Here is a 14645-nt window from a genome sequence, read left to right as displayed (position 1 = left end):
ATGAAGGAAAATAAAAGAAATCCCAATGCTATCTCTGAAAAAGGGTTGAAAACAACCCTGACAGGTATTGTTGTGAGTGCACTATTGGCTATTGTAAAGGCTCTGGGAGGAATTTTTGGCCACTCTTATGCACTTATAGCTGACGCAATAGAATCAGGGACAGACGTGGTAACTTCCGGTATGCTTTGGTTAGGCTTGAGATGGTCAACCAAGCCAGCGGATGAAAACCATCCGTATGGGCACGGTAAGGCGGAAGCTTTGGTGGCACTTGGAATTTCACTGGCACTTGTGGGGGCAGCCTTTATCATTATAAAAGACAGTATTGCCCATATTCAAAGTCCACATAAAACTCCGGCACCATATACGCTAATTATTTTAGTAGTAGTGGTGGTTACTAAGGAATTGCTATATCGCTTTGTGTTGAAAACTGGCGAAGAAATACAAAGTGGAGCAGTAAAAGCAGATGCCTTTCATCATCGAAGTGATGCCATTACTTCTGTAGCGGCATTCATAGGAATATCCATTGCTTTATGGGGTGGTGAAGGATATGAGGTAGCTGATGATTACGCGGCACTTATCGCAGCAGCTTTTATCATTTACAATGCCTACGGGATTGGCCGCCCTACCATTGGTGAATTATTAGATGAAGAGCTGGAACCTGAATTTCATAAGGAGGTAACCCATCTTGCCGAGCAAATACCAGAGGTTGAAAAAGTGGAGCAATGCCATTCCAGAAAAATGGGGCCTGCGTTCCACGTTGACCTTCATATTTGGGTAGATGGCAAGCTGTCAGTAGATGAAGGACACCAGGTAGCACACAAGGTAAAAGAAAGCCTGGTTGAAAACATTCCCCAAATAATTGATGTCCATATTCATGTAGAACCTACTAAAAAATTAAAAAGCTATGCTACAAATACTGGAATTGACAAGAGATAATATTATCTGTACAAAAGCAGATGGAAATCTTACCGAACTGGATATGGAAAAGATCCATCCATTGATTCATAATATATTAAAAACAGGAAAAAAAGTACGGTGGTATTTTGAAATGGAAAACTTCACCGGTTGGAGTATAGAGGGTTTATGGGCAGATGCGAAAATGGATTTGTCTCATGCTAAAGATTATGAAAAGATAGCCATGGTAGGCGAAAAGAAATGGCAGGATTGGATTACCCAATTTATGAAACCGTTTACCAATGCGGAAATCCGTTACTTTGACAGGAATGAAAAAGAGTCAGCAAGGCAATGGATCGGTCAATAAAAAATAATCAGTCAACAATAGCATATATCCAGCAAACAGCCCGAAGGTTTCTAAATAGAGAAACTTCAGGTGGTTTACTTTTAATTGCAGCTACTATTTTAGCCCTGATTTTAGGTAATTCTCAATGGGCGGATGCTTACCATCACTACCTTAAAGATGAATTTCTCTTTGAGCTATCTGAGCATTTTACTTTTGGTCTGACCATCGAGGAATGGATCAATGACGGGCTAATGGCCATATTCTTTCTGGTGGCCGGTTTGGAGCTTAAGCGGGAAATAATGGTAGGTGAATTGTCATCCTTTAAGAAAGCTTCTATGCCGCTCCTGGCAGCGCTCGGTGGAATGGCAATGCCTGCCATAATATTTACAATGCTTAATTCAGGGACAGTAAATATCAATGGCTGGGGAATTCCGATGGCAACAGATATTGCGTATTCTTTGGGTATAATCGGGTTATTGGGTAGAAGAGTGCCAGCCCAGCTTAAAATCTTTTTGGTGGCTCTGGCCATAGCAGATGATCTGGGGGCCATACTCGTGATTGCGCTGTTTTATAGCAACCAACTGAGTTGGTTATACCTGGGAACCGGGGCAGGGATTTTTATCCTTTTAATGCTGTTCAATCGATTGGGCATAAAAAACTTGTTCTGGTACCTTTTGGGAGGCGTAGGGCTTTGGTATTGCTTCCTGAATTCAGGCGTTCACCCTACCATAGCCGGAGTGCTTTTTGCCATTACCATTCCTGTAAAACCTAAATTAGACAGTAAATTATTGAAAGATCGCACCGCCAGAAATGTAGAAAGACTGGAAGAAACGGATATTGAAACCCGTGACCCGTTGCAGGATGTTCGCCAGGGGAAAATACTCAAAGACATCAAAAAGGATACTGAAAACGCAAAGCCTCCATTACTGAAACTGGAAAATGCACTGATTGATTTTAATGCCTTTTTCATTATTCCTATTTTCGCCATTGCCAATGCAGGCGTGAAACTGGATGTTAGCTTTTTGGAGGTCGTATCAGGTTCTCTTGGCCTGGGTATATTATTGGGTCTGGCAGTAGGGAAAGTACTGGGGATCAGTCTCTTTGCCTTTATCGGAGAAAAGTTGGGTATAGCAGAATTGCATATCTCTTTAAGATGGGGGCACATTATTGGCATGGGCATGATAGCCGGAATAGGTTTTACCATGTCGCTGTTCATCACCAACCTGGCATTTAGCGATCCTGAATTGGTCAAAGTGTCCAAAATCAGTATTTTAATAGCTTCCCTGATTGGTGCTTTAGGAGGCATCATCACTTTACTATTTACCAAACCTAAAAATGAAAACCTATGATACATTTAAGAATATTTCTGCCGGTGTTTTTCCTCCTTTACTTTTTACTTACATTTTTAATGTACGCTTCCAAAAAGAAGAAAAAGCCACCTAAACTTAAAACTGTTACCTTATTGAACAACCTGATATGGTTATTGGTAATAGTGCTAATGACAGTTTTCTCGTTATACCCGGAGGTTTACCATCAATACATTGTGCCATTTGAGGCATTGAAAAGTCATTGGTTGAGCTGGGCAGCTATTGGACTCATGTCGCTAGCCTTCCTGATCGTTATCTCAGCAAAAAATCAACAAAGATTGAATAGAGGAAGTGAAACAAAAGGCTGGTTGCTACTCTCAACTGGCATTTATTCTAAATCCAGAAATCCGGTTCATCTGGGGCAACTAATCACACTGATTGGCTTTTTTCTTTGCATTCCCAGTATCTATTCAGGTGTTCTGCTATTACTTGGTTTCTTGATTGTATTTGTCCGTGTTGGACTGGAAGAAAAGGTGCTGGAGAGTGTTTTTGGTGATGATTATTTTGCTTATGAGAAGCGGGTAAGAAGATGGATTTAACACCACAATGCCTAAAGGCCTCAAGTCTTTTTTTAAGCAGGAGCTCGTTCTGTATAAAGAAAAACTCGCCAGGGGTCACCTTCGGGAAGCCTGGCGACATCTGGAGCGGGCGCACGTCCTTGGTCAGCCCTATCCATACCAGCACTCGGAAGCGCATTGGCTCATGCTCCGGTTTGGCTTCATGATCAAGGATTGGACAGAAATCCGGGGGCAGATACTCAGGCTTTTTGTGGGAGGGGTAAAGTCTTTTGTGGGAAAGGTACCTGTAGGCAATACCGGAGGAGCCAATGTTCCTCCCCTTTTGCCCATGGAAATACCTGAAGACCTGAAGGTAATAATAGATCGATTCAAAAAATAATTTGACACCATACAATGACCACTTTACTCACCGGGACCATCATGCTCAGCCTCCTCCACGGGCTGATTCCCAGCCACTGACTGCCGGTGCTGGCACTGAAAGAAAAGTTTGGCTGGCAAGGTAGCAAGACGGTTCGCATTGCGGCTATGGTAGCTTTGGCTCATTCATTGAGTACCTTTTTGCTCGGAGTGTTTCTGGGCTTATTCAGCCTGTCACTGGCAGAAACGCTGAACAGTTACACCGTTGGGTCATTCCTGCTTTGCTCATTGCCATTGGGTTTTATTTCATCATCCAACACCACAGGCACCATCATTTTCACTTCAATGAAAAGCAGAAGCTGAACCAGACCGGAGCAACACAAGTAGTGACCTTGCTGGTATTTATGATGTTTCTTTCGCCCTGCCTGGAAATTGAAGCCTACTTTCTGATGGCAGGGACTCAGGGATGGCCGATGATCCTGACAGTGGGCTTGCTCTACACCATCGTTTCCGTGTTGGGGATCACCTTTTGGGTGTACCTCGCACAGAAAGGCCTGCACCGTTTCAACTGGCACAGGTTGGAGCATAGTACCGGGCTGGTTTCAGGGTGCATCCTCATTATCACAGGCATCATTTCCTTTTTCACACATTAAAACAGATAAGCGTATGACTAATACAAACAATACAGACAACAAAGCCTGCTGCAGCACCGGCCAGCATCCGGACAAACCAAAAAAGCAGGATGAAAAAGCCTCCTCCACTTTCCTTCAAACCTGGGGAAGTGGTATCGCAAGCCTTGTCATGCTGCTTGCAGGAATAGCCGCTGACTAATGGGGACAGCCAGCATTTTTCCAGGGATGGATCCGCGTATGCGGGTATGTGCTGGCCTATTTGCCTGTGGGTTGGCCGGTATTGGTCAAAGGCTGGAAGTCCATCCTGAAAGGTGATGTGTTCACTGAATTTTTCCTAGTGGGCATAGCCACCCTGGGGGCTTTTGCCATAGGTGAATATCCCGAGGGGGTGGCGGTGATGCTTTTCTATGCCATCGGGGAATTGTTTCAGGATGCAGCAGTGAACAGAGCCAAACGCAACATCAAAGCCCTGCTGGACATCCGCCCCGATTCGGTCTCTGTACAGCGAAACGGGCAAATGGTGATCGTACACCCGGAAGAAGTCCAAACCGGGGAAACCATACAAGTAAAACCCGGAGAAAAAGTACCCCTCGATGGGGAAATGCTGAGGGAAAAGAGCAGCTTCAATACCTCCGCTTTGACGGGTGAAAGCAAACCTGCTACGTACAACAAAGGAGAAAATGTGCTGGCTGGGATGGTGAACCTCGACAGGCTGATTGAACTGAAAGTAACCAGGCGGTTCAACGAAAGTTCACTTGCCCGTATCCTGGAGCTGGTGCAGAACGCTACCGCACGCAAGTCAAAAACCGAGCAGTTCATCCGCAAATTCGCACGGGTTTACACGCCCATTGTTACCTTTCTGGCGGTGGGATTGACCTTCCTGCCTTACTTTTTTATAGAAAACTATGTGTTTGAAGACTGGCTTTACCGGGTATTGATCTTTTTGGTGATCTCATGTCCTTGTGCGTTGGTCATCTCAATACCGCTCGGCTATTTCGGAGGAATAGGCGCAGCTTCCCGTAAAGGGATACTGTTCAAAGGCTCCAACTTTCTTGACCTCATGACCAGAGTAAACACCGTAGTGATGGACAAAACAGGCACGTTGACCAGAGGGGTGTTTGAAGTTCAGAAAGCCGTGACCATGGACGGTATTACTACAGATTGGCTAAGTCTGGCGGCAGCTATGGAAAGTAAATCCACACATCCCATCGCAAAAGCCGTTACAGAATATACTAAAAAGCAGGGAGGGAAAATTTCAGAACCCGAGCAACAGGAAGAAATAGCCGGGCACGGTCTGAAAGGAAAAGTAAATAGTAAGCATTTGCTCATCGGCAATCAAAAACTGATGGACAAGGAAGGGATTGTTACCTGTGCTGATGCTGCCAGAGAGGTCAATACTGTCATCCATGTAGCAGTGGACCAAAAATATGCCGGTTATCTGGTGATTGCAGATGAACTCAAAGCCGATGCTGCCCAGGCAATTAATGCATTACACAAATCAGGAGTTCGGGAACTGATCATGCTGTCAGGAGATAAGGATGCTGTGACCCAACAAGTGGCAAAATCACTCGGAATAGATAAAGCCTTTGGCGATCTGCTGCCAGAGCAAAAGGTGGAAAAAGTAGAAGAACTGAAAAAGGATACCAGCCGTGTCATCGCATTTGTGGGGGACGGTATCAACGATGCTCCCGTCCTTGCTCTGGCAGATGTAGGCATGGCAATGGGTGGTTTGGGCAGTGATGCCGCCATTGAGACAGCCGATGTGGTCATTCAGACCGACCAGCCCTCTAAAATTGCTACTGCTATTCAAATAGGTAAACAGACCAAGCGTATCGTATGGCAAAATATCAGCCTGGCATTTGGGGTGAAGGTTATTGTGCTGGCACTGGGAGCCGGAGGCCTGGCTACCATGTGGGAAGCCGTCTTTGCTGATGTGGGAGTGGCCTTTCTCGCGATTTTGAATGCGATAAGAATCCAGAAAATGAAGTTTTAAACCAAACTGTAGTGTGTTTAATTATAGCTGAATGTAATTAGAGAGGTTTTAAAGGACTAAATAGTGCCTGTAAGAAAACAAGAAAATAGCCTTTAGGACAATCCCAGGGCTGGTTTTGTTGTGGATTTTATTTTGAATCTAAAGGGGGGAATTATGTCAAAAGGTCAAAAAGGCTTATTTTGGGCCATATAAAGCGATTCAGGTTTTCAGGTTCGGACCAAAATAATTCTTTGTCAACAAATATGCGCCCACGATTCGAAGCCCAGCTCAGCCTGGGATGTACCCCGATAGAAGAAGTGAAGATCCCCACCAAGACACGCAGCCACCTGGCCGCGTTGATGGCGGCCCTGCAGTACATTTATATCACATGTATATGCAGTACTTTCTGGGCTACAGTTCCTACAGCCCGGAACCTCCTTTTGACCCCTCCCTTTTTGTGGAGATCCGCAAACGGATGGGAGATGAACTGATCGCCGAGATGAATGCCAGGGTACTGGCCTACAGCTCACCGGTACCGGTCCGGGACATGAATGGCGACGGGGCTGACGATGACGGGGACGGCCCCCATAAGGGGGAACTGCTGATTGATGCCACGGCCTGTCTGCAGGACATTGCCTACCCCATCGATCTGAACCTGCTCAATGATGCCCGCCTGAAGAGCGAGTCGATCATTGATCTGCTCCACAAAAAGCTTCCGGAGGGCAAGAAGCCGCGAACCTATCGTAAGAAGGCCCGTAAGGACTACCTTAAAGTGGCCCAAAACCGGAACCCGGGCCGTAAAACGATCCGAAAGGGCATCAAGTCCCAGCTCCAATACCTCAGGCGTAACCTGAAAACCATAGAAGGCCAACTGGACAGGTTCAAAATATTTCCCCTGCCCCATAAATGGCAGCGGTATTATTGGATCATCCAGACACTGTACCTCCAGCAGAAGGAGATGTTCGATAACCGGTCGAGGAGTGTGGAGGACCGGATCGTGAGTATCCACCAGCCCCATGTCCGCCCGATAGTCCGGGGCAAGGCCCGGAACAAAACCGAGTTTGGGGCGAAGATCCACCTTTTGCTGGTAGACGGATATGCCTTTTTGGACACCATTTCCTGGGACGCCTACCATGAAGGCTGCCACCTGGCCGATTATGTGGAGAACTACCGGAAGCGCTTTGGCTTTTATCCTGCCAAGGTTTTGGCCGATAAACTGTACTGCAGCCGGGAAAACCGGAAATGGCTTAAATCCAAGGGGATCAAGCTGTCGGCCAAGCTCCTGGGCCGGCCCTCGGCCCGGGCAGTGGAAGACCACGTAAGGCCGGGGGAAAGGAATCCGATAGAGGGCAAGTTCGGGCAGGCCAAGAACGGTTATGGGATGGACCGGATCAGGGCAAGGCTCAGGAATACCAGCCAATCATGGATTGCCTCTATCATCTTGGTGCTCAACCTGGTCAGATTGGCCGGGCGGGCACTGTTGTGCCGGAGTTTTTCAGCATGGAATGCCCTGGGAATGACCATTATAGACCGGGAAAATAGCTTCTTGGACGACCTGGTTGATAAAAACCGGCCTGAGCGGAATTTCAGGCCGGTTCTTATACCCTGTTCATGCTGAGTTTTTCAGCAGGCCCTACTTATACTACCAGGGACTGGATTGGAAGAGCGAGTCGGGAAGTCCGCTATGGGACTGAGTGATGACCGCCAACAAGTGGGTGTGGAACCTGGATAACTGAGCTTGGGATTTTGAGATTTCAACATTTTAATAGGTTAAACGGAGGACAGTTTGCCCCAATCCGGGGCCGCGATCCTGCGGCCAGCAAGATGTAGTTTTGTATACAAAACCCTCTTTTAGCCTCCCAAGTCGGATGGAAAGGTGCTCGGGACTCGCAGCCTTTGGATGGGCGTAAACCATTCAGGAAGGTACCCTTGTAAAAGTGGGCACAAAGGACTTTTCGGAAAAGAAGTCCAGCGATCAGCCCTGCCATTTACTTCCCCCTTCCTGCAAAACTATTCCGCCAAGCCAAACGGTCAAGGGCAGGTAAAGGCCTCCCGGGCCCGGCCCCCTTGACCTTTATGGCTTAGCGTTATAAAGGGGCATCCAAGTGGAAAAAATGGAGGGTACCGGTCATGGGAGGATTTGGTGTTGGAATGATAATATAAGTTTACCACCCCAATGGTGAATATCCGTTAACCGCCATTGATGTCATTGAGGTCATGCCGCAGGGAACGGTCCATCGAGACGGGATCCAAATGCCGCGATATGTTTTGGTTCAGCTTGTCCAAGGTGTCGCCGTCCAGTTTATAGGTATCCATGAGATGGAGCAAAAGTCCGGCAGCGGCCAGGGAAGCTTCGTAGGTCCCGTTTGCCAACAGGTCCAGGAAAAAGGACATCTTATCACGGCAGGTTTCCAATGAATATTCCGAACAGGCACCGATGAGGAAACCGTGGATCTCCACCTGGTCCCTGTCATTGAGCATTTCACATAAAAAGGGGAATATCCTCTCGTCCCTGAAATTCCTGACCAGCGAAGCGATTATCACAGGCTTTTCCAAAGGGTTTTCAGTGGCCCGGATACGGCCCATCAGTTCGGCCACCATGTTGTTTTTCCGGTCGATCAGGTTTGCAGTGTTTTCCATTGGGTCAAAGGAGAACTTAACGGAGAAGGACTGCAAAAGGTTTTTCACCCTACTGGGGTTACACTGGTGAAAATTTGTCCATGGGCTTTTTCAATTTGGCAGCTCACCAAAAATGAAAAAGCCATGAATGATTTTCAACCAACCCTGGGATTTGGACATGTCGTTCCTCCCAAACTCGAAGACATCAAATCCTTTTTTTCTGAATTTGCAATACCGGTAGCAGAGGCCGAGGTATTCTATTATTACTACCAATCCCTGGGCTGGCATACCGAAAACGGCATGCCGGTCCACAACTGGAAGGAAGCGGCGCAGGATTGGTTGTACAACCTTGAAAACTGAAGGCCGATGTCCAAGAGAAGAAAGACCACACTCCAACTGGTGGAATCAAGGATATCGGTGGAAAGGTACCGGCAATTGCTGGACCTGCTGTCCAAATCCCGGAACCCTACCATGAGTTCGCTGATCAGGGATATCCTCTCGGGCAAGGCCATCATCTGCAAGACCCATGATGAAACCTTCGACCTGCTTTTGGACAGGATGCAGTCCGTTCAGCGGGAGCTCCACGCCATAGGCGTCAACATCAACCAGGTGACCAGGCATTTCAACAGCCTGGATGATCCCTTGCGAAAAAAAGCACTGGTCAAAACACTGGAACGACAACTGGCACAGGTCGGCAAAAAGGTGGATGCTCTCGAAAAATTGGTCAAGCAGCATTTTCCAAGATGATAGCCAAAATCACCATGGGAAGAAATATCCTGGGACTGCTCTGTTACAATGAGGATAAGGTGAAGGAAGGAAAGGCAACTGTTCTTTCGGCCCATGGCTTCGGCTCCCAAGGGAAGGATGCATCCATAAGGGAAAAGCACCAGAGGTTCCGGTTCTTTACCGATCAGAACCCACGGGCAAAACTCAATGCCTTTCATATTTCGCTGAACTTTTCACCAAAGGACCAGTTGGACGAACACCAACTGCGCTACATCGCCCAGCAATATATGGAGCGTATCGGCTTTGGAGCACAGCCATTTTTGGTCTACCGGCATCACGATAGTGCCCATATGCATGTCCATATTGTCAGCACCAATATCACCGGGGATGGCAAGCGGATCGAGACCCATAACCTGGGCAAACTCAAGTCCGAAAAGGCAAGAAAGGAACTGGAGCAGGAATTGGGATTGGTAAAAGCCGAAGGGCAACAGGAGCAAAGGTTGCGTATGGAACCGTTGGAACCGGTAGTGTACGGGAAAAGGGAAAGCAAGGCGGCCATGGCCAATATCATCACCGAAGTCATGCGCACCTATAGCTATACCTCCTTGGGGGAATTCAGTGCCCTCCTCGGGCAGTTCAATATCGCTGTGATCCAGGGAGGGGAGGGAAGCAGGATGAAGGCAAACAAGGGACTTGCCTACAGTATTTTGGACGAAAAAGGCAACAGGATAGGAGTGCCCATCAAGGCCAGTGCCTTTTATGCCCGGCCCACTATGGCCAGACTGCAAAAAAGGATGGAGCGGAACGGGCCTGCCAAACAAAGGCTTGTCCCCGTAATGAGGAAATCCGTGGAAGCAATCCTACGGCAATCCGCCGGAAAAGGCATGGGACACTTTCAACAGGCACTGAAAAGGCAGGGGCTTGCCGCACATTTTCATTACAGCAAAACAGGAGAGGTGTTCGGCCTCACCTTCATCGACCATGTCAACAGGACGGCATTCAAGGCTTCCGAACTTTCCAGAGAATGGAGCGGCAAGAAAACAGTGCAGGCTTTAAAGGGAACCGTTTTAAAAGATGAAACACCCGTTGCCCTGCCAAAACCGAAGTACTACCAAGACCAACAGTCACCTAGGACCGGGGGAAAGGACAGGGAAATCCCCGTTTGGCCGGTAGGCAATGTGCCGGCCTTGCAGCACTTTCTCTCCTTCATCCAGGACCTTTTAAGACCGGAAGCACAGGAATTGGCCGATCCGTTCCAGCGCAAAAAGAAGAAAAGACGTAAACTGAACAGATAATGGCTACCGGGGAAAACCTACAGGCCTTGCGCCAGATCCTTGACATGACCAGGAAAGCCAGCATGGGCATCCTGCTGGTCCATTGCTACTTGCAGCTCCCCGTGCTGTTTGATAGCTGGGGGCTGGTGCAACCGCTTTGGGATACCTTCCTGAAAAACCTATCCAAGCTTCCCTTTTTGGGGATCCCCCTTTATGCCAAGGGGCTGTCGCTTGGTCTGCTCCTGGTCAGCCTGCTTGGGACAAAGGGCAAAAAGGATGTCCATGCCCAGTGGTTTCCGGCATTGGTGGCCATGGTGACCGGCAGCCTGCTTTTGATGGCCCCGCCATCCTTGAAAGACACGATGACCAATGCCCTGGTGGCAGAATATGTTTATGCCGGATCATTGGCAACGGGCTACCTGTTGGTGCTTTTGGGAGGAGGGAGGCTTTCCCGCTACCTGAAGGACCAGGGGAACAAAGACGTGTTCAACCACGAGAACGAGACCTTCCCGCAAGAAGAGCGAAAGTTGGCCAACGAGTACTCGGTCAACCTGCCGGCAAGCTACCGGCTCAAACGGAAAGTGCGGAAAAGCTGGATCAATATCATAAACCCCTTCCGTGCCCTTTTGGTACTGGGCACACCGGGCTCCGGCAAGAGCTATTTCGTGATCCGCCATGTCATTACCCAGCACATCCAAAAGGGCTTTTCCATGTTTGTCTATGATTTCAAGTACGATGACCTTTCACGGATTGCCTATAATGCGCTGCTAAAAAACAAAGGAGCCTATAAGGTCTTGCCAAAATTCCATACCATCAACTTTGATGACCTGTCACGCAGCCACCGCTGCAATCCGCTGGAGCCGTCCACCATGCTGGATATCACCGATGCCAGTGAATCCTCCCGGACCATTATGATGGGCCTCAACCGTGAGTGGATCAAAAAGCAGGGGGACTTTTTTGTGGAGTCTCCCATCAACTTTCTCACCGCGGTGATCTGGTATTTAAAGCGCTACCAAAAGGGGAAATACTGTACGCTTCCGCATGTCATTGAAATGATGCAGACCGATTATGACAAGCTCTTTTCGGTGCTGCGCTGTGAACCTGAGATAGAGGTACTTATCAACCCCTTTGTCTCGGCATATATGCAAGGAGCGACTGACCAGCTCGAAGGGCAGATCGCCAGTGCCAAGATCACCATGGCCCGCCTTTCATCGCCACAGCTGTACTATGTGCTTTCCGAAAGTGAGTTTACCCTGGACATCAACAACCCGGAAAAGCCCAAGATCGTCTGTATGGGCAACAACCCGCAAAAGCAGCAGGTGTACGGGGCAGTGCTGTCCCTCTACATTTCCAGGATCACCAAGCTGGTCAACCAAAAGGGGAAGCTCAAGTCCAGCCTCATCTTCGATGAGTTTCCCACCATCTACTTTAACGGCATCGACAACCTGATCGCCACGGCCAGGAGCAACAAGGTGGCCACCTGCCTGGGCGTACAGGACTATAGCCAACTTAAAAAAGACTATGGAAAAGAACAGGCAGAGGTCGTGATGAACACGGTAGGCAATATCATTTCTGGACAGGTGCTTGGCGATACGGCAAAGCAGTTGTCCGACCGTTTTGGAAAGATCAGGCAGCAGAGGCAAAGCCGCTCGGTCAACTCCAACGATACTTCTATCAGCCATTCCACCCAACTGGACCTTGCCGTGCCCCAGTCCACCATAGCCTCACTATCATCTGGGGAGTTTGTGGGACTGGTAGCCGATACACCCGACCAGCCGATGGAACTGAAAGGCTTCCATGCCAGGATCATCAATGACCATGAAGGGCTAAAAAGGGAAGAGGAAGAGTACCGGGATATTCCTGCCTGCAGGGAATTGGGAGAGAAAGAAGTAATGGATAACTATAAAAAGATCAAGGCGGAGATCAACGAACTTGTCGAGTCTGAACTCGAAAGGATGATGGACAGCCCGGGGCTGGCTAAATTTATTATCCAGAAAAAATAACTATTTCGATTTATGGTGGTATTTGGTTGTAGGATTGGCCTCGAATGGGCTCAGTTCCACAATTTTTCCATTCTTGTATACTACCAACGGACTGTTCTTTTGCTTCTTGAATTCAACCATTTTTTTATAGGTCTCTTCCAGTCCTTGTACAATTTTATCTAATGTATCGTCAGTTTTATTCATCATATTTTTGCTTAAGCGTATTCCATATCCTAATATCATTAACGGCAAGTCCACCTTCAGAGTTTTTGGCAATGATTTCATAAGGTTCACCTGAATTGTTGATTAGTATCCATTGGTCGACAATGGACAAATATAGGTTGAAAAAATTCTTTAACCCATTTTTATACCTCCTGAGGATAACATCATAAGGGATATGGTGTCCTCCCTCCAGTACCCTTATCCTCACCCGTTCAACAGCCAATTGGGGGGAATGTAACCAAAAGAAAAGCAAATATACCTGAAATCCTTTTTCCTTGGCCTCGTTGATCAATTTGGTGTAGCTCCTTGTGGAAAGGGTTGTTTCGAAAGCAAAACTTTCCCCTTCATCGACCAGTTTTTTGATCCGGGTAAGCATTAATTTTCCAGCCTGTATACTGGCTTTTTCAGGTCAAAAAGGGGATAGCCCTTTGGCGATTTCATCGGCGTTTACATATTCCTTACAATCCAATATTTCAGGAAGAATAGTATAGGAAGCCGTTGTTTTTCCAGCTCCATTACATCCCGCTATGACATATAATTTTTTCATTCAATGTAAATATAAGCGATGAAGGATTAAAGAGGCCTATTTTTTATTTCTTATTCAATTACCCAGCAAAGTTAGGCAGCCAGTTCCCATATAGGGCAAGGATTTCCGGCATAAAGCCATTGCTATTCCCCCGTTTGTTTATTCCGATCCTCCTTGCCTTTAATGTCCCCTGCAGCCTGGGGATGCTTCATAATTAAAATCATTCACTTTAAAACGATATTATTATGAAGCGACAAAGAAAAAATTCCCGTAAAGATGTTTACCAGATCGTCAACGAAAGGATCATGACCAGCCTTGAAAAGGGTATCGTCCCATGGAAACAGCCCTGGTCGGTATTGGGGCTGCCCAAAAACTTCCAATCAGGCAAGGTCTACAAGGACATCAACCTTTGGTTATTGCTCAGCTGTGGGCATGCCCATCCGTATTACCTCACCTTCAAACAGGCCGAGAGCCTGGGAGGGAAGATCAGGAAAGGAGCCAAATCCATTCCTGTCGTATATTGGAATTTTGTCTACCACCACAAAGAAACCGGTAAAAAGCTGTCCGAGGAAGAAGCCAAGAAACTTCCTAAAGGCCTGGTGGACAGGCGCGCCTTTCTGAAGTATTACAATGTGTTCAACATAGACGATGTGGAAGGAGTGGAATGGGATTTTCCTGAAATTGACAGGAGAAAACCTTTCCATCCGATCAAAGCCTGCGAAGAACTGTTGGAAAATGTCCCGGACCTTCCCGAAATCAGGCACGGGGAGGCACAGGCCTATTACCACCCGGCAAAGGATTATATCAATATGCCCAAAAAGGAGCTGTTCAGAAGTGAACCGCATTATTACCAGACGCTCTACCACGAACTGGTCCATTCTAGCGGACACCAGAAAAGGCTAAACCGAAAGGAGCTTTGGGATACTTCGTCCAAGGATGCAGGTTTATACAGTAAGGAAGAACTGACCGCCGAAATGGGGGCCAGTTACCTGGGCAATCTATGCGGTATCTGGGAGGAAGCCCAACAGGAGAATTCCTCTGCCTATATCCAGCATTGGCTTGGCCAGCTTAAAAACGACAAGCGGCTGTTGGTGGAAGCTGCCGGAAAGGCACAGAAAGCGGTGGATTACCTGACCGGGAAAATGTCATGAACAAAAAGGGGGGAAGCCCCTTTTTGTTCATGCGATAATGATAAATAGCCAAGGGGCAG

Annotated in this window: 18 protein-coding genes; 13 read left to right on the top strand and 5 right to left on the bottom strand. The window is 47.6% G+C overall.

The features are described from left to right. The 5 genes from FDP09_RS20075 to FDP09_RS20055 are packed head-to-tail and all read left to right on the top strand — an operon-like array spanning position 1 to position 3504. On the top strand, positions 1 to 936 hold the full coding sequence (locus FDP09_RS20075; RefSeq protein WP_137404358.1) for a cation diffusion facilitator family transporter: 936 nt from the start codon (positions 1 to 3) through the stop codon (positions 934 to 936). Further along, positions 905 to 1261 carry a SpoIIAA family protein gene (locus tag FDP09_RS20070; protein WP_015268164.1) on the top strand — a complete coding sequence of 119 codons (357 nt, stop codon included), beginning with the start codon at positions 905 to 907 and terminating at the stop codon, positions 1259 to 1261. The genes FDP09_RS20075 and FDP09_RS20070 overlap by 32 nt, the downstream gene beginning before the upstream one ends. Then, on the top strand, positions 1246 to 2589 hold the full coding sequence (nhaA, locus tag FDP09_RS20065) for a Na+/H+ antiporter NhaA (protein WP_015268163.1): 1344 nt from the start codon (positions 1246 to 1248) through the stop codon (positions 2587 to 2589). The genes FDP09_RS20070 and nhaA overlap by 16 nt, the downstream gene beginning before the upstream one ends. Beyond that, entirely contained in the window at positions 2586 to 3146 is a 561-nt protein-coding gene (locus tag FDP09_RS20060) for a methyltransferase family protein (RefSeq protein ID WP_015268162.1), read from the top strand. Before nhaA ends, FDP09_RS20060 begins: the two co-directional genes overlap by 4 nt. A 7-nt stretch (positions 3147 to 3153) precedes the next feature. Beyond that, positions 3154 to 3504 carry a DUF3703 domain-containing protein gene (locus tag FDP09_RS20055; RefSeq protein ID WP_015268161.1) on the top strand — a complete coding sequence of 117 codons (351 nt, stop codon included), beginning with the start codon at positions 3154 to 3156 and terminating at the stop codon, positions 3502 to 3504. 235 nt (positions 3505 to 3739) lie between these two features. Here the strand turns inward: FDP09_RS20055 and FDP09_RS20050 are convergent, their stop codons facing one another. After that, positions 3740 to 4069 (bottom strand): hypothetical protein, encoded by a 330-nt coding sequence (locus tag FDP09_RS20050; RefSeq protein ID WP_137404357.1) that lies wholly within the window; start codon positions 4067 to 4069, stop codon positions 3740 to 3742. 79 nt (positions 4070 to 4148) lie between these two features. Here FDP09_RS20050 and FDP09_RS24320 point away from each other — a divergent pair, with 79 nt between their 5' ends. The 3 genes from FDP09_RS24320 (at position 4149) to FDP09_RS20040 (ending at position 7704) form a co-directional block, all read left to right on the top strand. Then, positions 4149 to 4313, top strand: coding sequence for a hypothetical protein (locus tag FDP09_RS24320; RefSeq protein ID WP_373289272.1), 165 nt, complete (start codon positions 4149 to 4151; stop codon positions 4311 to 4313). Between the two features lie 66 nt (positions 4314 to 4379). After that, the gene (locus tag FDP09_RS20045; protein WP_373289273.1) at positions 4380 to 6107 is read left to right on the top strand and encodes a heavy metal translocating P-type ATPase; all 1728 of its coding nucleotides are present in this window, start codon (positions 4380 to 4382) and stop codon (positions 6105 to 6107) included. Between the two features lie 373 nt (positions 6108 to 6480). Then, entirely contained in the window at positions 6481 to 7704 is a 1224-nt protein-coding gene (locus tag FDP09_RS20040) for a transposase (RefSeq protein WP_222840300.1), read from the top strand. Between the two features lie 572 nt (positions 7705 to 8276). On the opposite strand, the gene FDP09_RS20035 is transcribed toward FDP09_RS20040, so the two are convergent. Further along, complete coding sequence (locus tag FDP09_RS20035) at positions 8277 to 8774, bottom strand: hypothetical protein (protein ID WP_137404356.1); 498 nt, start codon at positions 8772 to 8774, stop codon at positions 8277 to 8279. 75 nt (positions 8775 to 8849) lie between these two features. Between FDP09_RS20035 and FDP09_RS20030 the strand changes: the two genes are divergently transcribed. Genes FDP09_RS20030 through mobC form a run of 4 tightly spaced genes read left to right on the top strand, consistent with a single transcriptional unit; the run spans position 8850 to position 12708 of the window. Beyond that, complete coding sequence (locus FDP09_RS20030; RefSeq protein ID WP_137404355.1) at positions 8850 to 9065, top strand: hypothetical protein; 216 nt, start codon at positions 8850 to 8852, stop codon at positions 9063 to 9065. Between the two features lie 6 nt (positions 9066 to 9071). Beyond that, positions 9072 to 9452 carry a plasmid mobilization protein gene (locus FDP09_RS20025; RefSeq protein WP_137404354.1) on the top strand — a complete coding sequence of 127 codons (381 nt, stop codon included), beginning with the start codon at positions 9072 to 9074 and terminating at the stop codon, positions 9450 to 9452. Between the two features lie 14 nt (positions 9453 to 9466). Further along, positions 9467 to 10726 (top strand): relaxase/mobilization nuclease domain-containing protein, encoded by a 1260-nt coding sequence (locus FDP09_RS20020; protein WP_187328724.1) that lies wholly within the window; start codon positions 9467 to 9469, stop codon positions 10724 to 10726. Continuing rightward, a complete protein-coding gene (gene mobC / locus FDP09_RS20015; RefSeq protein WP_137404352.1) occupies positions 10726 to 12708 on the top strand; it encodes a conjugal transfer protein MobC in 1983 nt (660 codons plus the stop codon). Before FDP09_RS20020 ends, mobC begins: the two co-directional genes overlap by 1 nt. Here the strand turns inward: mobC and FDP09_RS20010 are convergent, their stop codons facing one another. From FDP09_RS20010 to FDP09_RS24055, 3 genes are read right to left on the bottom strand one after another with little or no spacing between them, the layout of a single operon-like run. Further along, the gene (locus tag FDP09_RS20010; RefSeq protein ID WP_137404351.1) at positions 12709 to 12894 is read right to left on the bottom strand and encodes a hypothetical protein; all 186 of its coding nucleotides are present in this window, start codon (positions 12892 to 12894) and stop codon (positions 12709 to 12711) included. It abuts the gene before it with no gap. Continuing rightward, positions 12884 to 13303 (bottom strand): zeta toxin family protein, encoded by a 420-nt coding sequence (locus tag FDP09_RS20005; protein ID WP_262710671.1) that lies wholly within the window; start codon positions 13301 to 13303, stop codon positions 12884 to 12886. Before FDP09_RS20005 ends, FDP09_RS20010 begins: the two co-directional genes overlap by 11 nt. A gap of 15 nt (positions 13304 to 13318) precedes the next feature. Further along, the gene (locus FDP09_RS24055) at positions 13319 to 13456 is read right to left on the bottom strand and encodes a hypothetical protein (protein WP_229683477.1); all 138 of its coding nucleotides are present in this window, start codon (positions 13454 to 13456) and stop codon (positions 13319 to 13321) included. 224 nt (positions 13457 to 13680) lie between these two features. On the opposite strand from FDP09_RS24055, the gene FDP09_RS20000 reads away from it, so the two are divergent. Then, a complete protein-coding gene (locus FDP09_RS20000; RefSeq protein ID WP_137404350.1) occupies positions 13681 to 14586 on the top strand; it encodes an ArdC family protein in 906 nt (301 codons plus the stop codon). The last annotated feature ends 59 nt before the right edge of the window (positions 14587 to 14645 follow it).

It is taken from the genome of Echinicola rosea (genome assembly GCF_005281475.1).
Classification (GTDB): Bacteria; Bacteroidota; Bacteroidia; order Cytophagales; family Cyclobacteriaceae; genus Echinicola; species Echinicola rosea.
Note: the sequence above shows the minus strand (reverse complement) of the source record. Positions and strands in the feature narration are given on the sequence as shown.